This is a genomic window from Methylobacterium sp. CM6257 (assembly GCF_054611515.1).
On sequence record NZ_CM137735.1, the window covers coordinates 3625001 to 3646527 of the forward strand.

General features: G+C 66.7%; 17 protein-coding genes and 1 pseudogene (1 of these 18 cut by a window edge). 14 read left to right on the top strand and 4 right to left on the bottom strand.

Annotated features, from left to right (window positions below):
• The 4 genes from ACYCO6_RS17840 to ACYCO6_RS17855 form a co-directional block, all read left to right on the top strand.
• Positions 1-341: the 3' portion of an NAD(P)-dependent oxidoreductase gene (locus ACYCO6_RS17840; RefSeq protein WP_459773335.1), read on the top strand. The gene continues 193 nt to the left of window position 1, outside the view; only the last 341 of its 534 coding nucleotides appear in the window; its start codon lies off the left edge, out of view; it ends in the stop codon at positions 339-341.
• Between the two features lie 33 nt (positions 342-374).
• Positions 375-1505, top strand: coding sequence for an FAD-binding domain-containing protein (locus ACYCO6_RS17845; RefSeq protein ID WP_459773337.1), 1131 nt, complete (start codon positions 375-377; stop codon positions 1503-1505).
• A gap of 75 nt (positions 1506-1580) precedes the next feature.
• Entirely contained in the window at positions 1581-2186 is a 606-nt protein-coding gene (locus ACYCO6_RS17850) for an SOUL family heme-binding protein (RefSeq protein ID WP_459773338.1), read from the top strand.
• 257 nt (positions 2187-2443) lie between these two features.
• Positions 2444-4906, top strand: a complete 2463-nt coding sequence (locus ACYCO6_RS17855) for a PAS domain-containing protein (protein WP_459773339.1) — start codon at positions 2444-2446, stop codon at positions 4904-4906.
• A 666-nt stretch (positions 4907-5572) separates the two neighbouring features.
• Here the strand turns inward: ACYCO6_RS17855 and ACYCO6_RS17860 are convergent.
• A complete protein-coding gene (locus ACYCO6_RS17860) occupies positions 5573-6256 on the bottom strand; it encodes a TetR/AcrR family transcriptional regulator (protein WP_459773340.1) in 684 nt (227 codons plus the stop codon).
• Between the two features lie 113 nt (positions 6257-6369).
• Here ACYCO6_RS17860 and ACYCO6_RS17865 point away from each other — a divergent pair, with 113 nt between their 5' ends.
• The 10 genes and pseudogenes from ACYCO6_RS17865 to ACYCO6_RS17910 all read left to right on the top strand — a co-directional run bounded on the left by ACYCO6_RS17865 (position 6370) and on the right by ACYCO6_RS17910 (position 16842).
• A complete protein-coding gene (locus ACYCO6_RS17865; protein ID WP_459773341.1) occupies positions 6370-7248 on the top strand; it encodes an FAD binding domain-containing protein in 879 nt (292 codons plus the stop codon).
• On the top strand, positions 7245-7748 hold the full coding sequence (locus tag ACYCO6_RS17870; RefSeq protein WP_459773342.1) for a (2Fe-2S)-binding protein: 504 nt from the start codon (positions 7245-7247) through the stop codon (positions 7746-7748). The genes ACYCO6_RS17865 and ACYCO6_RS17870 overlap by 4 nt, the downstream gene beginning before the upstream one ends.
• Positions 7745-10111, top strand: coding sequence for a xanthine dehydrogenase family protein molybdopterin-binding subunit (locus ACYCO6_RS17875; RefSeq protein ID WP_459773343.1), 2367 nt, complete (start codon positions 7745-7747; stop codon positions 10109-10111). The genes ACYCO6_RS17870 and ACYCO6_RS17875 overlap by 4 nt, the downstream gene beginning before the upstream one ends.
• A 68-nt stretch (positions 10112-10179) precedes the next feature.
• A complete protein-coding gene (locus ACYCO6_RS17880; RefSeq protein ID WP_459773344.1) occupies positions 10180-11409 on the top strand; it encodes an ABC transporter substrate-binding protein in 1230 nt (409 codons plus the stop codon).
• A gap of 20 nt (positions 11410-11429) precedes the next feature.
• Positions 11430-12320, top strand: a complete 891-nt coding sequence (locus tag ACYCO6_RS17885; protein WP_459773345.1) for a branched-chain amino acid ABC transporter permease — start codon at positions 11430-11432, stop codon at positions 12318-12320.
• Between the two features lie 12 nt (positions 12321-12332).
• A complete protein-coding gene (locus ACYCO6_RS17890; RefSeq protein WP_459773347.1) occupies positions 12333-13346 on the top strand; it encodes a branched-chain amino acid ABC transporter permease in 1014 nt (337 codons plus the stop codon).
• Positions 13343-14104, top strand: a complete 762-nt coding sequence (locus tag ACYCO6_RS17895) for an ABC transporter ATP-binding protein (RefSeq protein ID WP_459773349.1) — start codon at positions 13343-13345, stop codon at positions 14102-14104. Before ACYCO6_RS17890 ends, ACYCO6_RS17895 begins: the two co-directional genes overlap by 4 nt.
• Positions 14097-14801, top strand: a complete 705-nt coding sequence (locus ACYCO6_RS17900) for an ABC transporter ATP-binding protein (protein ID WP_459773351.1) — start codon at positions 14097-14099, stop codon at positions 14799-14801. Before ACYCO6_RS17895 ends, ACYCO6_RS17900 begins: the two co-directional genes overlap by 8 nt.
• Before the next feature lie 26 nt (positions 14802-14827).
• Positions 14828-15301 (top strand): SRPBCC family protein, encoded by a 474-nt coding sequence (locus ACYCO6_RS17905; protein WP_459773352.1) that lies wholly within the window; start codon positions 14828-14830, stop codon positions 15299-15301.
• Between the two features lie 374 nt (positions 15302-15675).
• A pseudogene (locus ACYCO6_RS17910) lies at positions 15676-16842 on the top strand (ABC transporter substrate-binding protein).
• Positions 16843-17482: 640 nt separating this feature from the next.
• On the opposite strand, the gene ACYCO6_RS17915 reads toward ACYCO6_RS17910, so the two are convergent.
• From ACYCO6_RS17915 to ACYCO6_RS17925, 3 genes are all read right to left on the bottom strand, one after another.
• A complete protein-coding gene (locus ACYCO6_RS17915; protein ID WP_459773354.1) occupies positions 17483-18496 on the bottom strand; it encodes an ABC transporter substrate-binding protein in 1014 nt (337 codons plus the stop codon).
• 394 nt (positions 18497-18890) lie between these two features.
• Positions 18891-19496 (bottom strand): amidase family protein, encoded by a 606-nt coding sequence (locus ACYCO6_RS17920; protein ID WP_459773355.1) that lies wholly within the window; start codon positions 19494-19496, stop codon positions 18891-18893.
• 925 nt (positions 19497-20421) lie between these two features.
• Positions 20422-20721 carry a DUF6356 family protein gene (locus tag ACYCO6_RS17925; RefSeq protein WP_459773357.1) on the bottom strand — a complete coding sequence of 100 codons (300 nt, stop codon included), beginning with the start codon at positions 20719-20721 and terminating at the stop codon, positions 20422-20424.
• Positions 20722-21527: the final 806 nt, after the last annotated feature.

A 21527-nucleotide genomic window follows, 5' to 3' on the forward strand; every position in this document is an offset into this window, starting at 1 on the left:
GGCTGGTGGCGGCCACCGGCTTCGGCGCTGGCGACAGGCGTGATGCCATAAGTCCGCTGCAGCGCCTGCCATTCCGGTTGGTGTTCGGGCGCGCCTACAACGACAAGGACGCCCAGGAGATGCGCATCCGCCGCAGCAAGCTGGACTGGACGCTGGTCCGTCCTGGGGTGCTGACGGGCGGAAAGGCGACCCGGCGCTACCATATCCTCGAAGAGCCCTCGTCGTGGCGCAACGGGTTGATCACGAGGGCGGACGTTGCGCACTTCATCGTCGAGCAGATCGGGGAGACAGGCAGAGTCGGCAGAGCCGTCGTGCTGATCGACCGTGCGCTCCCATTCTGATGCCGGTCCGCTGCAGCGGCCGAGGCTGATCCCATGTCAGACCCGCCCATCATGACCCGAGCCGCCGGCCTCGATGCCCTTGCCGCCTTCCTCGCCGGCCCGGGGGCGACCTATGCCGCCGACCGGAACACGGATCGCGGGCCCGGAGCGAGACCCACCACCTCGGCCCTGTCCCCTTACCTGCGCCGCCGCCTGCTGACCGAGGAGGAGGTCGCCCGCGCCGCTCTGCGCGCCTTCGGGGAGCGCGGTGCCGAGAAATTCGTCTCGGAGGTCTCCTGGCGGACCTACTTCAAGGGCTACCTCGAAACCCACCCGGAAGCCTGGACCTGCTACCGCGCGGGCCTGGCGGCGGCCCGGGCGCGCCTCGCGGCCGAGCCGGGCCTCCGTCGGACATTAGAGGCGGCCGTCGAGGGGCGCACCGGCATCGACGGCTTCGACGACTGGGTGGGCCAGCTCGTCGAGGAGGGCTGGCTGCACAATCATGCCCGGATGTGGTTCGCCTCGATCTGGATCTTCACCCTGCGCCTGCCCTGGGAGCTCGGTGCCGACTTCTTCCTACGGTACCTGCTCGACGGCGACCCGGCGAGCAACACCCTGTCCTGGCGCTGGGTCGCGGGCCTGCATACCCGCGGCAAGCACTACCTGGCGCGTCGCGACAACATCCGGCGCTACACGCAGGACCGCCACGACCCGGCCGGCCTCGACGAGGCAGCCGCGCCACTGGAGGAGCCGATGCCGCCGCGCGAGGTGCCGCTTGCCCCGGCCGACGTGCCGCCGGACGCCCAGGTCGCCCTGCTCCTGCACCTTGATGACCTGCATCCAGAGAGCCTTCCACTCGGGCGGGCCGAGGTGGTTCGGATCGGCGGCCTCGTCGCGCATGCGGGAAGCGCAAGTGACCTCGTCCGTGCTGCCGATGAGGCGGCCATGGCGGATGCACTCGCGCGGGCCAAGGCCCATTTCGGCTGCTCGGCTCGGCCCGTAGGCGAGGGCTGGGCCGGTGATTTGCCGGTGGTGACGGCCTGGGTTCCGGTCGGCCCCTCAGCCGAGGCATTGCCGACAGGATGCCTGCGTGTACGTCGGGATTGGGACGAGCGGGCCTGGCCGCTCGCGACAAGGGGGTTCTTCCGCCTCAGGAGCGCCATCCCCGACCTGATTAGGGCGTAACCTGCCTGTGCGGCCGAAGGCATGCCGTGCAGCGAAACCCTCTGCCTCAATCCTTCCGAGCCGGAGGCTTCAGCCATGGACAAGTTCGTCTATTACCTCGTCACCCTGATCGAGTCCGTGCTCGGCATCTTCGGCGTGCGAGCGCTCTACGAGCAGCCCCGCTACGCCGTCATCGAGCGCCTCGACCGTGAGGTCGAGATCCGCGCTTACGAGCCCCGCCTCGCCGTTGAGACGGACGCGCGCGGTTTGGGGGACGGTGAGTCGTTCGGGCGGCTGTTCCGCTACATCACGGGCGCGAATAAGGGGGCGGGCCGCATCGCCATGACCAACCCTGTGGAGACGGCTGGCCAACGGGTGGCCATGCCGGCGCCGGTCGAGCAGGGAGCGGGCGGCACGATGCGCTTCTTCCTGCCGCGCGCGGATGCCGAGGCCGGGGCGCCCGAGCCGACAGAGGCCGGCGTCCGCTTGGTCCAGGTCCCGGCCGAGCGCGTGGCCGCGCTTCGCTTCTCCGGCCGCATCACCCCCGGGGACAGGGCGGAGCAGGAGCGTATCCTCACTGGGGTCCTGGCGGCTGTAGGCCTCAGGGCGAGCGGTGCCCCGATGTTCATGGGCTACGACCCGCCGTTCAACGTTCCATTTCTGCGCAGGAATGAGGTGGCCGTCCGTCTCGACCGCTCCTGAACCCGGCACCTTGCGCCCGCCACGAAGGGCGGCGCGCCGTCGTCGCGCCATCGAGTGACGCTACGCTACCCGCGATCCCGACACAGGTGCGGGGCAACGACGGTGTCATGCTGGCTCAGCGCGAGGTGTGATTGGTATGGAATCTAGTCTATTTAAACTAGGCGCATCCGTCAGCGATCCGCGTCGATGCCTTCGGCACGTGATGTGCCCGGCTAATCCGATCCTTCCGCGAACCGTTTTGAAGGGTTGCTCGCGCCTTGCCTGACGCCTTCCAGTTCATGCCCTCCGGCGGCCGGATGGGCGCCGAAATCCGTGCCCATGACTGGTCGGCCACCTCGCTCGGACCGCCCGACCGCTGGCCGCCATCCCTTCGCGTCAGGCTTGCCCAGATGCTCGCCTGCCCGACGGCCATGTTCCTCGCCTGGGGACCGGAGCTGCTCTGCTTCTACAACGATGCCTACAGGCCGATTCTCGGCTACCGCCAGCCCAACGCCCTGGGCCGTCCCTTCCGCGAGGTCTGGGCGAGCATCTGGGACGAGATCGAGCCGCTGGTGGAAGCCACCCTCGTCGGCGAGAGCCAGACGCTCACCGACGTGATGCTCGACCTCTCGCGCAAGGGGAAGCCGGAGCGGAGTTGGTGGTCCTTCACCTACTCGCCCGCCCACGACGATGCAGGCGCGATCAATGGTCTGTTCTGCGTCACCGCCGAGACCACCGACCGGGTCCTCGGCGAGGCGGCCTTGCTGGAGAGCGAGGACCACTTCCGACATTCGGTGGAGCTCAATCCGCAGGTGCCCTGGACCTGCGACCCGGACGGCAACATCACCTCCTACTCGAACCGCTGGTTGGAGATGACGGGTCAGGGCCCGGGCGAGCCCCTTGGCTCCGGTTGGGTCAGAGCCCTGCATCCCGATGACGTGCCCTGCACCCTAACGAAGTTCAGAGCCGCCCTCACCTCGGGCGAGCCGGTGGACGTGGACTACCGCATCCGCATGGCGGCGACCGGGGACTTTCGCTGGATGCGCGCCCGCGCCTTCCCGCGCCGAGACGAGGCTGGCGCCATCGTGCGCTGGTACGGGGTCGTGGAGGACGTGCACGACCGCAAGATGGCCGAGGCGCGGCTGCACGAGATGAACGCGACGCTTGAGCGGCGGGTCGAGGAGGCGCTCGCCCAGCGCAAGCTCTGGGCCGACGTGTTCGAGACGACCGATGCCCTCGTCTGCGCCCTCGACACCGAGTTTCGGCTGCTGGCCGCCAACCGGGCCTGGATCGAGGAGGTCGACGCCGTCTACGGCGTCCGGCCGCGGATCGGGGATAGCCTTCTCGACCTCCTCGCGCACATGCCCGACATGCTCACGCCGGTACGGTCGATCTGGTCGAGGGCGCTCGCGGGCGAGGAGTTCACGCTCGTCGAGGCGTTCGGCCACGAGCAGCGGCGGCGCCAGCACTATGAGATTAAGTTCACGACGCTGCGGGACGCACAGGGGACGCGGATCGGTGCCTTCCAGTACGTCCAGGACGTCACCGAGCATCTGCGCGAGCAGGAGCGGCTCGCTCGCGCCGAGGAGACGCTTCGGCATGCCCAGAAGCTGGAGGCGGTCGGGCAACTCACCGGCGGGGTCGCGCACGACTTCAACAACATGCTGACCATCATCCGGTCGTCGGTGGAGTTCCTGCGCCGCCCTAACCTGGCCGAGGAGCGGCGCATCCGCTACTTGGAGGCGGTCTCGGACACGGTGGATCGCGCCGCCAAGCTGACGAGCCAGCTCCTGGCATTCGCCCGGCGGCAACCCCTCACGCCCGAGGTGTTCGAGGTTGGCGCGCGTCTGCGCGACTTGGCGGACATGCTGAACGCGGTGACGGGCGCGCGTCTCAGCATCGTCATGGAGGTGCCCGAGGCACCCTGTCACGTGCGGGCGGACGCGAGCCAGTTCGAGACCGCGCTCATCAACCTGGCGGTCAACGCCCGGGACGCCATGGAGGGCGAGGGCACGCTGACCTTGCGGCTCCACCCCAATCGGTCGCTGCCGCGCATCCGCTCCCACGCAGGCGCGACCGGTCCGTTCGTCGCCTTGTCCGTGGTGGACGGCGGGGCCGGCATTGAACCGGATCTGCTGCCCAGGATCTTCGAGCCGTTCTTCACGACGAAGTCGGTCGGCAAGGGCACGGGTCTCGGGCTCAGCCAAGTCATCGGCTTCGCGAAACAATCGGGTGGCGACGTGGACGTCGCCAGCGAGGTGGGGCATGGGTCCACATTCGTGCTGTACCTGCCCCAGGTCGATCCGCCGCCCATCCCGCAGTTCAGGCCCGCCGTGAGCCCCAGTGAGGCGCCGGGGGCGGTGCGCAAGCTGTGCGTTCTCGTGGTCGAGGACAATCTCGACGTCGGGCGCTTCTGCACGCAGCTTCTGGAGGACCTCGGCCATGCCACCGTCTGGGCGCACGATGCCGAGGCGGCGCTCGCCGAGATGGCGCGCTCACCCTCCCGGTTCGATGCCGTCTTCTCGGACGTCGTGATGCCGGGCATGGGCGGCGTCGAACTGGCCAGGCGGCTGCGGTCGAGCCACCCCGAGTTGCCGGTGATCCTGACGACCGGCTACAGCGATGTTCTGGCACAGGACGATACCCACGACTTCGAGGTCGTGCGCAAGCCCTACTCCGCGGAGCAGGTTGCGGGCGCCTTGAGGGGGGCTTCGACCAGACGACGTCGTGTGTCGGCTTGAACGGCCCTGTCTCGCTCACCGAACGCCCGCCTTCTGGGAACTTGAAGGGCAGTGCGTCTCAGGAGCCTCCTCCTGCGCCGGTAGGCCGGGGTCCCCTTGCACAGGGACGTTCGACCAGGATCGCCCCCGTTCCAGCTTCGCGCGAATGTGAGCCTACCCGACCGCCCGGAACCGCTCCGTCGATCTGCCCCGGGCCTGTTCCCATGCCTCGGGACCGCACCGTCCCCGGGCGTGGGAGCGCAATGACCGAACACAGGCGCTGGCTGGCCCTGAGAAGGCGAGCGACCACCACGGGTGCGTTCTCCGGCCAGAAGCTGCCGCACTTAGTCCATCGGAGTGCCTGGAAGCGGCCCCTGCGGCTTTAGCGACGCTGCCACACTCCGGCGCACCTTCATGCGGCGGGTCGGCACGACACCCGCCGAACCTCGGCGTCGGGGTGCACACTTCTGACGGGCGAACTGCTAGATTTTATCTCCTGCGCCGCCGTGTAATGCGCACAGCACAGGAATGTTTGCGCGGACTGCGTGCCAATTGGGCCGAAAGTGCCAAAGCCGCCGAAACGTTGGAGTTTTGGAAATTTCGGCACAGCCGCTCTGGTTCGGACGTTTGGTCAGAACTGAGGTCGCGCGATCGACCACCGTTGCGCGCGAATGGAACTCAATTACTTCAGGATCCCGCATCCTTCGCACTTTCTAGAAAAATAAAACGCGATCCTTCAAGAAATGACGCGACGTCGTCGGAAATCGTCTGCGAGAGATTTTGGGGAATAGGCCATCCATAGACGAATTTGCGGATCGCCAGATAGAACACCTTCCCGTGCATGGCCCAGGCGGCTTCGATCTCCCGCTCCGTCAAGGGCATCGTCTCCGGGTCCGGGAGGCCGAGATCGGCCCGGACCTCCGCGCAGATCGGATGGATGACCCGCTCGCGGATGATCGTGAGGTAACGGGGCGCGATGTCGTAACCCTTCAGACCTGAGAAGACGAAGATCCGGACCCACACGAAATCGAAGATCTGCTCGGTGTACTCCGCATAGAAGCGGACGATCCTGGAACTGAGCGGTTGAGACCGATCCCGGACCAGTCCCGTCCAGGCCGGGTTCCAGCGCTTGACGTAGACGTGCTCGTAGACGCGGTCGAGCAGCGCTTCCTTGGTCGGAAAGTACCGGAAGATCGCCGAATGTGTGATGCCCAGCTCCTTAGCCAGTTCCCGGGTCTGGCCGCCGAGTCCGTGCTCGGCGAAAAACTGCGCGGCGGCCTCCACGATCTGCTGCTCGCGCTCGGCCGCGGGCAGGCGGCGCCGGATCTTCGGTGGCGTGGGATGCTCGGGGCAGTCGACGGTCGGGGCCATGCTTCGTGACCGATTGGTTATTTCGCTTGACGGCGCACTCCGCCCCTCGATAGCTTGTAACCAAGTGGTCAACAATGATTGACCCGGCAACTGGCGGCCTGGGAGGGACGCACATGAAGGCGCGGGCCTTCGATTACCGCCGCGTGACGAGCGTGGCGGAGGCGCTCGACGCCTATGCCGGTTGCACGGCCGAGGCGCGCTATCTCGCGGGCGGCCAGAGCCTTCTGCCGGCCCTCAATCTGCGCCTCGATGCACCCGACCTGCTCATCGACATTGGCCGGATCGACGCCCTGCGGGGGATCTCCGTCGAAGGCGATTCCCTGCGGATCGGCGCGCTGACCCGTCACGCCGAGACCCTGTCCTCCGGCCTGATCGCTGCCCATGCGCCGATGCTGAACGAGGCGGCGGCCTTCATGGCGCATCCGGCGATCCGGAACCTTGGGACGATGGGCGGCAGCCTCGCTCTGGCGGATCCCGCCTCCGAACTGCCGGCCTGCATGCGTGCGCTCGGGGCGTCGATCGAGATCACCGGACCGGCCGGAACCCGGAACGTGGCGGCGGACGATTACTTCCGGGACCTGTTCGAGACCGTGATTGCGCCGGGCGAGCTCCTGTCCGCGGTGCGGGTTCCCCTCGCCCACCCCGGCACGCGGATGCGCTTCGACGAGATCGCCCGTCGCCGGGGCGATTACGCGATGGTCGGGCTCGCGGCGCACCTCGCCCTCGCGGGGGATGTCATCGAGACGGCGCGGCTCGCCTTCTGCTCCGTCGGCCCGACTCCGATGCGGGCTCCGGCGGCTGAGGCCGCCCTGGCCGGCCAACCCCTTAGGCTGGAGAGCATAGCAGCGGCGAAGGCGGCCCTCGCGGCCGATCTCGCCCCCGACGACGACGATACTCTCTCAGCCGCAGCGCGGATGCACCTTGCCCGGGTCCTCCTCGGCCGGGTGCTCTCCGCCCTCCGTGACGGCCCTGAGCAGGCGGAGGCCGCATGATCGCGCCGCAACCTGTCAGCCTCACCGTCAACGGCGCGAGGGTCCGGCGCTTCGTGGAGCCGCGCCTGTCGCTGGCCGATTTCCTCCGGCAGGATCTCGGTCTCACCGCCGTGCACCTCGGCTGCGAGGTCGGCGCCTGCGGAGCCTGCATCGTCAACCTCGATGGGAAACCGATCCATGCGTGCCTGATGCTCGCGGTGCAGGCGGACGGGATGCGGGTCGATACCCTCGAAGGGCTCTCGGATTCGGGGGCGGTCGCCGCGCTGCAAGAGGCCTTCCACACCCGGAACGCCCTGCAATGCGGCTTCTGCACGCCGGGGATCCTGGTCGTCGCTCTCGACTTCCTGAAAGGATGCCGCCCCGGCGGAACCGCGCCCTCGCGGGAGGCGATCCGAGACGCCCTATCGGGCAATTACTGCCGCTGTACCGGCTACGAGGCGATCGTCGACGCCATCGAGGGCGTCGCGAAGGCCGCCTGCGCCACGCAAGAGGCGGCATGAGCGCGGCCACCGACAGCCCGGGCCGGACCCGCTACATCGGCCAGGGTCTTCCCCGGCCCGGCGCCAAGCGTCAGCTGGCGGGTCGGGGGCGGTATACCGACGACGTGGTGCTGCCCCGCATGCTTCACGCCGCCTTCCTGCGCAGCCCCTACGCCCATGCCCGCCTAGGGTCGATCGAGACAGCCGATGCTGCCGCGATGCCGGGTGTGCATGCGGTGCTGACCGGCGCCGACTTCGTGGCGATCTGCGCACCCTGGACCGGAACTCTCAGCCATTTCAAGGGAATGCGCTCGGCTCCGCAGATGCCCCTGCCGACGGACAAGGTGGTCTGGGCCGGCCAGCCGGTGGTCATGGTGATCGCCGAGAGCCGCGCCGAGGCCGAGGACGCCCTTGAGCTCGTCGGCATCGATTTCGAGGAATTGGAGCCGGTCGTCGGCCTCGACGCCGCTAGCGCCCCTGACGCTCCCCGGATCGACGCGGACGCCGCCGACAACGTCCTGTTCCGCACGCGGATCGAGGCGGGCGAGACGGCGCGGGCCTTTGAAGGCGCCTGGAGCGTCGCGGTCGACCTCTGCTTCGGCCGGCACACCGCCGTGACGATGGAGCCCCGCTCCCTCGTGGCCGACTACGATCCAGCGGAAGAACGGCTGACCGTCCACCAGTCGACCCAGACGCCCTATCAGTTCCAAGACATCTACGCCCGGCATTTCGGGCTCTCGGAGGCCAGGGTACGGGTGATCGCCCCGGATGTCGGCGGTTCCTTCGGGATGAAGCTGCATCTCTACCACGAGGACATGGCGGTGGTGGGCGCGAGCCTGCTGTTTAAGCGGCCGGTGAAGTTCACCGCCGACCGGATGGAGGCCTTTGCCAGCGACATCCACGCCCGCGACCACCGGGTGCGCGCCCGGCTCGCCTTCGACGGCGACGGGCGGATGCGGGCGATCGAGGTGGACGATGTGACCGGCGTCGGCCCGTTCTCGGCCTATCCGCGCACCAGCGCCGTCGAGGGCAATCAGGTTGTGCGCCTGATCGGGGCGCCCTACCGCCTCAACGGCTACCGGGCCGACCTCACCGTCCTCGCCCAGAACAAGGTGCAGATGAGCCAATACCGGGCGGTCGGCCACCCGATCGCCTGCGCGGTGACGGAGCGGCTGGTCGATCTGGCGGCGCGGGAACTCGATCTCGATCCCTTCGAGATCCGCCGTCGCAACTACGTGACCGACGACATGTACCCGCACAAGACGCCGAGCGGGTACACGTTCGAAAAGCTCTCGCTCGCGACATGCCTCGACAGGCTCCAGGAACTCATGGACTACCCGGCCCTGCGCGCTGAGCAGGCGGCCCTGCGGGAGAAGGGCATCCACCGGGGCATCGGTATCGCGACCTACGTGGAGATTACCAACCCGACGCCCGCCTTCTACGGCGTCGGCGGCGCCCACATCTCGGCGCAGGACGGCTGCGTTCTCAAGCTGACGCCGTCGGGCGACGTGGCCTGCGCCATCAGCATCACCGAGCAGGGCCAGGGCAGCGAGGCCATCGTCGGCCAGATCGTCGCCGAGGGCGTGGGGCTCGACCGCGACCGCGTCCGCGTACTGACCGGCGACACCGAGACGACGCCGTCCGGCGGGGCGACCTGGGCCTGCCGCGGGGCCGGGATTGGCGGCGAGACCGCCCTTCAGGCCGCGCGCAAGCTGAAGGAGCGGATCCTGGAGATCGCCGCCGCCATCCTCCAGGCCGAGGCGGCATCCCTCGATATCCGCGGCGGCGCGGTGACCGGGGCGGATGGCACACCCCGCATGACGCTGACCGAGGTCGCCAATCTCGCCTACTATCGCTCCGACTTGCTGCCGCCGGGCGTGTCGCCGGCCCTGACCGTCGCGCACCACTTCGCCCCGCGCGGCTACCCCTTCGCCTTCACCAACGGCATTCACGGCAGCCTCGTCGAGGTGGATCCCGAGACCGGCCTCGTGCGCATCCTGAAGCACTGGGTCGTCGAGGATTGCGGCCGGGTTATTAATCCGCTTCTCGTGGACGAGCAGATCCGCGGCGGCGTGGTGCAGGGGCTCGGCGCCGCCTTCTTCGAGGAATGCCGGTACAGCGAGACCGGTCAGCTCCTGAACGGATCGATGACCGACTACCTCGTGCCGATGGCCTGCGAGATGCCCGATATCGTCATCCGGCACGTCGAGACGCCCACGCGCGACACCGAGCTCGGCGCCAAGGGCTGCGGCGAGGCCGGCACCGCCGCCTCCAGTGGCGCTGCGCTCAATGCCGTCAACGACGCTCTGCAGCCACTGGGCGCCATGGTCTCCCAGCTGCCCATGACGCCCGAACGCATCCTCAGGGCGCTCGGCGTCGTGTGAGGGGTTCGCGAATTTCGCGACGCGGGCCGGCCTTCAAGAGCCCCGCGCGAGCACAGGAGGAACGGATCATGGGTCAGGGTACGCTCTCGCGCCGGACGCTCGTCGCGGGCATGGCCGCGGGCACGCTCGCCGGAATCGGTCAGCCGCGCCCCGCCCGCGCGGCCGAAACGATCCGCATCGGATTCCCGACGCCGGTCACCGGGCCGTTCGGCGCCGAGGCCAAGGACCAGATCCGCTCCGCCGAGCTCGCGGTCAGGCAGTTCAACGAGGCCGGCGGCCTGAACGGCCGGATGGCTGAACTTCTGGTGCGCGACGACAAGCTCAATCCCGGCGAGGCCGCCACGCGCACGCTGGAGCTGATCGAGAAGGACAGGGCTCATTTCATCGTCGGCGCCCTGTCGAGCGCGGTGCAATTGTCGGTCAACGAGATCACCCGCTCCCGCAAGGTGCTCTACGTGTCGATCAGCCAGTCCGACACGATCAACGAGGCCAAGGACTTTAGCCGCACCACCTTCCACGAGGCCCTGAACCCGCACATGACGACCGCCGCGGTCGCCAAGCACGCGTTCAGGAAGGGCACGAAGGTCGCCTATCTCGTCGCCGACTACGCCTACGGCCACGAGATGCTGCGGGGCTTCAAGCGCGCCGCCGCCGCCATCGGCGCGGAGACGGCGGGGGAGATCCTGCACCCGTTCGGCGCGGCGGATTACTCGACGTTCATGCCCCGGCTGCGCTCGATGCGGCCTGACATCCTCTGCATCTGCAATTTCGGCCGCGACCAAGCCAACAGCATCAAGCAGGCCAACGATTTCGGACTGAAGAAGGTCGCTAAGATCGTCGTGCCCGTGCTCCTGCACAACCAGCGCCTCGCCGCCGGCCCCGACGCCTTCGAGGGCGTGGTCGGAGCCAGCAACTACTATTGGCGTCTGGAGGATACCGTCCCCTCGGCAAAGACCTTTAACGACGCGTTCCGGGCCGCCTATGCCGGAGCGGTCCCCACCGATTACGGCGCCTACGGCTATGCCGCGATCCGGTCGCTGCTGATGGCCGTGAAGGCGGCCGGCGACACCGACACCGACAAGGTGATCGCCGCGCTGGAGACCCTGCAATACGACGTCGCCAAGGGCCCGGAGCATTACCGCGCCTGTGACCACCAGGCGGTCCAGTCGGTGCTCGTCACCGAGTCGAAGAAGAAGTCCGAGATGGCCAACGACGCCGACCTCTTCAAAATCCTAGAGATCGAGCCGGGCTCGGAGGCGGCTCTGCGCAGCTGCGACGAACTCGGGCACCGCGCCTGACCGGGGAGCGGGAGACGGCCATGGATTGGGGATCCCTCGACCTCGAACTGATCGCCATGCAGCTCTTCTCGGGGGTGGCGCTGGGGGCCGTCTTCGTGATGCTGGCGCTCGGCCTGTCGATCATCTTCGGCATGCTCGGCATCGTGAATTTCGCTCATGGCAACGTCTTCATGGTCGGCGCCTATGCGGGCGTGTTCGTGATGGAGCGTACCGGCAGCTTCTGGGCCGCCCTCCTGCTCGGCCCGCTCCTCGTCGGGGCCCTAGGCCTGCTCGTGGAACGGTTCCTGATCCGCCCCCTGGCAGGCCGGCCGCCGGACGACGCGCTGCTCCTGACTTTCGGCCTCGGCTACGTGCTCGTGGAGGGCGTGCGCATCCTGTTCGGCTCGGACGGCCTGCCCTTCGCCACCCCTGAGGAACTCTCCGGCGTGGCCGACCTCGGGGTCGGCTTCTTTCCGATCTACCGGATCTTCGTAATCGGCATCGTCGCCCTGGTCCTCGTCGCTCTGTGGGTCGGTCTCGAGCGGACGAAGATCGGGCTGATCGTCCGGGCCGGGGCCCGCGATCCCGAGATCCTGCGGGTGCTCGGGGTCGATATCGAGCGCCTGTGGCTGTGGGTCTTCGGCCTCGGCATCGCCCTGGCGGCCCTGGGCGGCGTGCTCGCCGCGCCGATGCGCTCGGTCAACCCGGAGATGGGCAACGTCGTGCTCAGCGAGGCCTTCGCCGTCACGGTGATCGGCGGGATGGGCTCCCTCCTGGGCTCCGTCGTGGCGGGGCTCCTCGTCGGAATCGTGGTCTCGATGACCGCGCTCCTCGCCCCCGAGATGGCGAGCATCGCCATGTTCGCCTTCATGGCGCTGGTACTCCTAGTCCGCCCTCAGGGGCTGTTCGGCAAGCCCGGCCTCGGTGCCTGAGGGAGAGCGAGGATGCAGCCCCTCGACCAAACCGTCCTGGCGACCGCGCCGCCGGCTCCGCGCCGGTCACCCCTCGCCGAAGGTGCCCTTTCACGGTGGCGCGCACCGCTCTCGATCCTCGCGCTGCTCGCCCTGCCCTTCCTGCTCCCGTCCCAGGCGCTCGCGGTCAATGTCCTGATCTATGGGCTCTACGCCGTCGGCTATAACCTGCTCTACGGATATACCGGCCTGCTCTCCTTCGGCCACGCGGCCTTCTTCGGGACCGGGGCCTACGTCACCGGCATCGCTATCGGCATCTACGGGCTGCATCCCCTCGCCGCGATGGGGCTCGCGGTCGCTGCAGCCGGGGTGCTGGCGCTTGCCATCGGCGCGGTCTCGATCCGGTCGCGGGGCATCTACTTCGCCATGGTGACCCTGGCGCTGGCGCAACTCGTCTACTACGCGGCGCTCCAGGCTTCCGGCTGGACCGGCGGCGAGAACGGCCTACGGGGCTTCACGGTCGCCAAGATCGGCCTCGGCCCCGTTGCCTTCGGCATGCTGAACCCGCTCACCAAGTATTTCGTGGTACTGGCCTTTGTCGGCGCGGCCCTGGCGATGATCTCGCGGATCCTCGCCTCGCCCTTCGGTTCGGTGATCGAGGCGATCCGCGAGAACGAGACCCGCGCGCGGGCCTGCGGCTTCGATGTGGAGCGGACCAAGTTACTCGCCTTCGTCCTGTCCGGGCTGTTCTGCGGCCTCGCGGGCGCGCTCTTTGCCATCCACCTGTCGATCGTGCCGCTGGACAGCCTCGCCTATAACACCTCGGGCATGGCGGTGGTAATGACGCTGGTCGGCGGCGCGGGGACCTTCTTCGGGCCCTTCGTCGGCGCCCTCGCGGTCCTCGTGCTGGAGGACGCCCTGAGCCTGTGGACGCCGCACTGGCAGCTTGCACTGGGCACCGTCTTCATCCTCTTCGTGCTGTTCCTGCCCCGGGGCCTCTGGGGCACGGCGCTGGCCCGGCTTGCCACGATGCGGGGGCGCCCATGACCGGCCCCGTCCTCCAAGTCGAGAACCTCGGATGCCGCTTCGGCGCCTTCACCGCCCTCGAAGGGGTCAGCGCGACCCTCGGCCGCGAGCGCATCACCGCCGTCATCGGCCCCAACGGCGCGGGCAAGAGTACCTTCTTCAACCTGCTCTCGGGAGCCCTGAAGCCCACGAGCGGATCCCTCCACTTCAGCGGCCGGGACCTCGCCCGCGTACCCCAGGCCCGCTTCGCGCATTTGGGCATCGCGCGCTCCTACCAGATCACCACGGTCTTCCCGCGGCTCACCGCTCACGAGAACGTCCGCACGGCCCTGCAGGCGCGGGCGAACCGCTACGATTTCTGGAGCCGTCGCGACCGTCTCGCGGGCCTCTCGGACCGGGCCGACGCGCTCCTCGAGTCCGTGGGCCTCGCCGGCCGCCGGAGCCGGCCCGCCGCCGCCCTCGCCCACGGGGAGCAGCGGGCCCTGGAGATCGCCATCGCCCTCGCCGCCGATCCGAAGCTCCTGCTCCTCGACGAGCCGACCGCCGGGATGGGGCCGGAGGAGACGAAGGACATGGTGGCCCTCCTCCATCGCCTGTCGGATGCACGCGCCATCCTGCTGGTCGAGCACAAGATGAAGATGATCCTCGGCCTATCGGAGCGCATCCTCGTCCTGCACCACGGGCGCCTCATCGCCGATGGCGCCCCGACCGACATCCAGGCAGACCGTGAGGTCCGGCGGGTCTATCTCGGCCAGAGCGGCGGATACGGCCATGCTTGAGATCGACGGCCTCGACGCGTGGTACGGGGCGAGCCATGTCCTGCACGGCCTCACCTTCGCGGTGCGCGAAGGCGAAATCCTGGCCCTGATCGGCCGCAACGGCGCGGGCAAGACCACGACCATGAAGGCCGTGATGGGCCTGATCCCGAAGGCCGGCGGCCGGGTCCACTTCCTCGGGCAGGAACTGCTCGGCCGACCGGCCCATGGGCGCTTCCCCCTGGGGCTCGCCTACGTGCCGGAGGACCGGCGCATCGTGCCGGGCCTGACCGTGCGCGAAAACCTGAAGCTCGGATTGCTGCGGGCACCGTCCACGATCCGCGAGGGATCGGCGATCGCCGAGATCGCCGAAACCTTTCCCTGCCTCGCCGAGCGCCTGGACCAGGTCGCGGTGACGATGTCGGGGGGCGAGCAGCAGATGCTCGCCATCGCCCGCGCCCTCATATCTCGGCCGAAGCTGATCCTGCTCGATGAGCCGTCCGAGGGCATCATGCCCGTCCTCGTCGAGGAGATGGGACGGCTGTTCGTCTCGCTGCGCGAGCGGGGTGTGACGCTCCTCCTCGTGGAGCAGAACGTCGAGTGGGCGCTCAACCTCGCCGATCGGGCCGTGATCATCGACCAAGGGGTCGTGGTCCATGAAAGTTCGGCCGCGACTCTGCGTGCCGACAGCGAGATCCAAGATCGGTACTGCGCGGTCTGACGGTTAGGCTTTGAAGGGAGGACACGATGGACATAACCGGCGAATACCGCATCGCGGCGCCGCGTTCGGCCGTCTGGGTAGCCCTCAACGACCCGGACGTGCTCGGGCGCTGCATTCCCGGCTGCAAGGAGCTTACTCAGGCCTCGCCGGACGAATTCGCGGCCAAGGTCTCCCTGAAGATCGGCCCGGTCTCGGCGACCTTCGCCGGCACCGTAAGGCTTGAGGATGTCCGCGCCCCGGAAGGCTATGCCCTGACTGGTCAGGGAAACGGGGGCATGGCGGGCTTCGCCAAGGGCCGCGCCGTAGTCACGCTTCGGGAGGAGGGCTCCGAAACCCTTCTGACCTATCAGGCCAAGGCCGAGATCGGCGGCAAGATCGCCTCCCTCGGCGGCCGCCTGATCCAGGCGACATCGCGCAAGCTCGCCGACCAGTTCTTCGGTGCCTTCGCCGCCGAACTCGGTGCCCTTTCGCCCGTCACAGATGCAGCCGTAGCGTCCTGAGGGTCACGAACTCCGAGAAGGCAGTCGAACGCGGCTAAACGAGGTCTGCTTTGCGCCCGTCCCGGTCATGCGAGGGGTTTTGGACGCTCCTCCGCAGCGGACATTCAGCGTGACAGCTGTGATGTCGAACCCTTCGCATAGGGGCGATACTGGAACAGAAATCGGGACGATATGCCGACTAACGAGAATTCGCGCGGGTCGTGGCACGGGATGAGCTATGTGCCAAGGGGCTATAGCCGTACGGCATGTCGAACGGGGTGGGTGATTGCGCCAATCATTGGCGGCGAACAGGCGGTGGATAGACTGCCGTCGCGTCGCGTGGCCTACTCTCGCGAAAGCCGGACAGCAGTACCGGCTGCGGGATGGGCACGCCAATGACCACGACACGCCGCACGCTCCTGGTGAATGCGACCTGCCTTGCTGCCGCGAGCACTCTCGCGCCCGATGTGATCCGCTCGGCCTGTGCTCAGGGCGCCGGGTCGACGATTCGGAACGGCATGGTGCTGCCGGTGACAGGTTCAGCAGCTGAACATGGTCGTCTCGCCCTCAATGGCGCCAGGATCGCGCTGGAGGCGGTCAACAAGGCTGGCGGGGTGCTCGGCAAGCCGCTTGAGATCGTCACCGAGGACGACCAGACCACCAACCCCGGTGCGGTCCTCGCCTTCTCCAAGCTCGCCTCGCAGAGCGACCTCGTCGGCTTCCTGGGCTCGATCCGCTCGACCCAGAACCACGCCATGGCCCCCGATATCCTGAAGACCGGCAAGCCCGTCTGCTTCGGCGGCACCGACCCGGTGCTGACGCAGCTCGGCAATCCCTGGCTCTTCCGCTTCCGCCCCAACGACATCTACTCCGCACGTGTGATCGCGGACTTTGGTATCAGCACCTTGGGCAAGAAGAAGTGGGCGATCATCCACTCCACCGACGCCTTCGGCACCAGCGGCAGCAAGCTGCTGACCGACGCCTTGGCCAAGGCAGGTGGCACGGTAGTTCTGGACCAGGGCTACGCCAACCAGAGCCAGGACTTCACGCCCGTCGTGCTGGCGATCCGCCAGTCGGGCGCCGACGTCATCGGCTCATACTTTCCGTTCGAGAACGATCTTGCCATCTTCGCGAGGCAATTGCGCCAACTCGGCATCGCGCTTCCCTGGGTCGGATCAGCCACGAACGTCGGCACGACAACCGTCCGCCTTGCAGGGGCTGCCCTTTACGGCACCTACGGCGTGACGGATTATGCCGAGGAGGCCAGTGACGCGGCCCGGGCCTTCGGCAAAGCTTACCGCGAGGCGACGAAGCTCACGCCCGACATCGCCTCGTCCTGGACCTTCGACGCGGTCACGGTGCTCGCCAAGGCGATCAACACGGCGGGCCAAACGGAGCCCGGCGCCATCCGGGACGCCCTCTTCGCGGTGCGCGGCCATGAGGGTGCCGAGGGCACCTACAACTTCGACAAGAATGGTGACGGCCTGCACGGGTAAAACGTTGTGCGCAATGACAAGGGCGCCATCGTCTTCGACAAGCGGATCGACTTCCATCAGGGCTGAAGGTGTCCGCCTCTGCCGCAGGCTCTACTGGGACGGCCTGACCACCAGTCCGCGCGGGCGGTGCCACCGGCCGAGCGATGCACTGACGCTCTGTTGCTGATCCGAGTAACGAACGCGTGTGCCTCCCCCAAATAGGGGCTGCCACGGGGTCAATCGTGCTTTCCATGGACAGCCTGTGTCCACCAATGAGCAACGATCTGGCGTGGGTCTGCCTGGAATTCTCCCGCTCACCGAAGCCGCTGCGTTCACCTGTGGCTGTCTTGTGCTCCGAGGAAACTGGTTTGCTTCAGAGCGAGCTGGAAGGCTGATGCTCCTCGTCGCGGCAGTCCTTGCTGTCGCGCTGCTAATCCTCGCACAACCGGAAAATGCGCTCGATCCCTACGCCATTGACCTGGACGCAATGCGCCCACTTCTCGACTGAGAAACAGAAGTACTGTGTTGCTTCTGCCATAGAAGCTTGGCCTTAACACTGACATAGCGCACCCCTGGTTTGGAATGATGCGACCATGCAGTGGGCGAGGCGAATGCCGCGCTGGGGGCGGCTCTGTGACACTATCGCTTGCCAGAATGACCCCGGCAGCCACGGTCGACCGTACGCTCCTGCCTGAAGCGGCGCGCGCTTACGCCTTGCATGTCAGAGTCAGTTCCCAGGCAAGGCTTTCACTTCCGGGAAGTACACCTCGCTCCAATCACTGGGCACGCTTTTATTGCGTCCAATGGTTTGCATGAACTTCGCAAACCGAATGACCCCATGCGGGGCCGTGGTGTAGGCGATCTTCGGGTCTTCAAGGATCGCCACGATCTCGGCGACGTCCATCTTGTCCCCTGTCATCCGCTTGTAGGTCGCGGCCGCCCCGGCCTTGTCGCCGTTGATGTACGCCATAGCCTGCTCGATTGCGCGGTAGAACGCCGCGTAAGTCTTCGGGTTCTCGTCGTGGAAGCGGGTGGTAGTCCAGAGCGTAATGAACGTCGCTGGTCCACCCAGCACGTCGTAGCTGGTGAACAGCACGCGCACGCCGGGGATCTTGCGCTCCTCCTGCTGGAACGGAGGCGCAGAGATATGGGCGACGATGCCCATGGAACCGCCCTTCAGCGCGAGCACGGAGTCGGGATGCGAAAGTGAGACGGCCGAGGTGTCGAGCTTGTCGAACTGGCTTGATCCGTATCGCTGTGCCGCCGCCATCTCCAGTACCAGCGCTTGGTTCGAAACCTTGATCGACGTCACCGCGATCTTGTCCTGTGGGGTGAAATCGTCGAGGGATTTGATGCTTGGCTTGTTCACCAGGAAGTCGAACGGCATCTCGCTCAGAGCCGAAACTCCTTTGACCGCGTTGCGCGCGTCTTTGGTCCGCGACCAGAGCGTCAGCAGCGCGGGCAGACCGCCGGCGGAGAAGTCGACAGACCCGGACAGAAGGGCATCGTTCACGGAGGAAGGTCCGCCCACCTTCGCCCAGGTGACTGTCACGGCTGGCAAACCAGCCGCCTCTACTGCCTTTTCGACGAGTTTCTGATCCTCCATGATCATCAGCGGCAGATAGCCGAGCCCGAACTGTTGGGCGACGCGGATCGTGCTGGTCTCTGCTGTGGCCGTCGTTGCCCAAAGTGCGAGGACTGCGGCCAACGCTGCGGCCCACCGGTTCGGTATCGCTGCCATCCGCTTGCCTCCTAACCAGCTATACGTTCCACTCGCGCCAGACTCACCTCGCCGAGTACTTGTCGGTGGTCTGGCTAAGGTCATCGTGGCAGTAACACATGTATGCCCGCAACAGGTGTAAGCGAAGGACCGGGGGAAATACGGGCTGGTTCACTCCATGCGCGACTGCACGGACGGAAACGTGCGCGACATCTGCAGCTTGCCGCGAGTGGGCTGATCCCGCGAACGATCGTCGCGCCCGGAGCTGAGTTTGATTCAGCTGCAACTGTAGAGATTGTGAGGTCGCCGGATCGGATGCGGGCGAAGGACGCCCGCCCGGCGTCGGTGATCGAGCCCGAGAGAACTCGTCAGGGAAAGTGACGCCCGGGGCTTCACGAGCCCCGAGCGACAGAAGTCAGTGGGCTTGTGTTAGGGGCGGCGTGCTGGACGGCAAGCGGTGGGGCCCCGTGGCCTGCTCGTAGGCGTAGGCGAGGCCCAGGAGGTGCCCCTCGTCAAAGGGACGACCGAGGAGGTCCATGCCGACCGGCACCCCCAGCGGCGCGGTCTCTGTTGGCGTCGAGAATCCAGCTGGGACGTCGATCGCCGGGTAGCCGGTCAGGCCCGCGATGATGCCGTTGCGATCGGCCTGGTTCAGCTCGGTGGTCGGCACCACCAGGCGCTTCTGGAGCGGGTAGGCCAATGCGTCGAGCTTGTGCTCGTTGAACACTGCCGCGAGGTGGTCTTTGAACGCTGTGATGCGTTGCAGACGGGCTTTGTACCCCGGCTCGTTCATTCCGTCCCCACGCGCCTGCGCGGCGAGCAGGAATTTTTCCAGTGCGGGCTTGTTGTACTTGCCGGAGGCGATGATACCGGCGAGATCCTTTTGTGGGGCGTTGGGCACCGAGGCGAGGTAGGCGTTGATGAGCGCCTCGAACTCGTAGGTTTGGATATCGTTTTCCGCACCCAGCCGGTCAGCCTCAAGGTCACGTCTGGCGCTGAGAGAGGCCGTTTCTCCTGCCATCCTGGACCCCCGAGCCTGACCAAGCGTTAGCTCAGGCGCAGGGTGCGCAAGGCCGAACCGGCTCAACCGTCTCACAGGACCGGGCATTCAAGGAGGACGCTCATGCCGACCGAAGCAAGGGCTGCACTCGCCCGGAAGGCTCTCGACCTTTACCTGCGGGAGCACACATCGGAACGAAGGTGGCGCTACCCTGCCGACAGTGACGTTGCGGAGTGTGACCTCATCGATCTCATGACCGATCTTCTGTTGCTGGCGAAGCTGAATGGGCATGACCCGTGCTCGGTTCTCCGCAAAACACAGGTCCACTTGGATGCCGAGGTTGGGCACCGCTGCTGACCACTCGGCCTTAGTTGAAGACAGATCACGAAAAACCCATACGGACGGCTCAACTCGAGCGGGGGCGGCCACTTAGCCGTCCTACCGTCTAATTAGACACCGCAGGGCGCGCGGGCGCGAATTCGGGTTGATGAGAATGGCATTGGGCACTGCATCGTGCGGCTAGACTACTTTGGAGTGTGCAGACCACGTCATGACTGCTACTCTGCATCAAGCACAACCTGCGAGCTCCTCGCCAGACGGCGCACTGGACGCGCTTACCCGGTTCGTGGTCGAAACGGAACAGCGCCGAAGCGAGCAGGTTCACCGTCTTGCACAGCTTGCTGAGTGCAGCGGAGCGGATAGCTTGGCTGAGCGCGCGCTGGCCGAGCGCGTGCTGAAGGAGATCGAGGCAACCCTCGCTATGGCACGGGCCTATCAATCAATCCTACAGAGCTTGGACGCGACCTGATCGGTCAGCATCCTTCCCCGGTTGCTGCTCCAAATCGTGCACCACCCAATCTGAGCAGCCTTGCTCTTCGGTGAGGCAGTGCCTGGCCCCCTTCGTGGCCGCCTCGCTTTCCCCTACTGAGCCCGTCCCGGGTGAACCTCAGATCTCGTACATGAGACCCGGCTGATACGCCTTCACCGCGGGCTCTCGGACAAAGAGGTCGGGCCGATGAACGCGCCCGGATGGGCAGGTGGCACATCTGCGCGTCATGCGCTCGTACAGGCGCTTCACAGACGCACTCGCAGTGGTGGTAAAAAGGAATGGGAACACCGCGTGCACGAAGGCCGCCAGCGATGCGCCCAGCAGCGGCACGGCGTAGCTCAAAGACGCCCGCATATGTTCTGGGTAGGTCTCCCCAAGGGATGAGGGATGCTCGGTGAAAAGGCGCCAGAGCCTCATGTTCTCTCCCCTTCCAACGGCCAACTGGACTACATCATCATTCAACGCTCTGGACCGAACGCATCGGCCGGTCTGGAACAATTCGCACGCGGGCGAAAACTGGGCCAACATGGTTAACGAGGTATGAAGATCTGACGTCACGAACAGGCAGCTGAGCTGTATTAGAGGCTGCTGTACCCGCGCAACACCACTCTTTTATTCTGCATCCCTTTCGCCACCTTGTGCGTTGAAGATTGACCGACGCCGCTCGTTCAGCGTTAATCGGCGAACGGTGCGGTTTGGTCGCAGCCCAGCCGTGCACTATAGAGGAACCTGCTCCCCAATGCCTGACGACAGTAGTCGTTGGACCACGTTGCCCCTGGCTGCTTGCGGGATGCGCGCCTGATCGTCTGATCTGGCTTGCCCCTGACCAGCTCTCGGCGACTGGTCGGACCCGAGGCAAGCTATGACCTTCTTGCGCCTGTTTCGGCCTGCCAAGGCCCGTGCACCTGCTGTACGCCGTGACTATAGTGTCACTGTCGTTGTCGTACTGATGATGGCTCTTGTGTTTGCTCCCGTGATCGGGATGCATGTAGCGGCTTTTGCGCTCAACTCTGGCGTAACTCCCGTAACAGGAGCGGATCGGTTGAACGCTACAGCCGTTTTACCGCCCATGGTGATGCGCTCACCCGGCTGACGTTCTGCCTAACCGGCATTGCTTCAATGAGCGAGGTGCGCTGACATCACACAGCGCGTAAGGGGTAGCTCGCAGCTTCTTCACTTCTCTGAGGCAAGCAACCCTCATGAGGCGCCTCGACGGGTTCGCG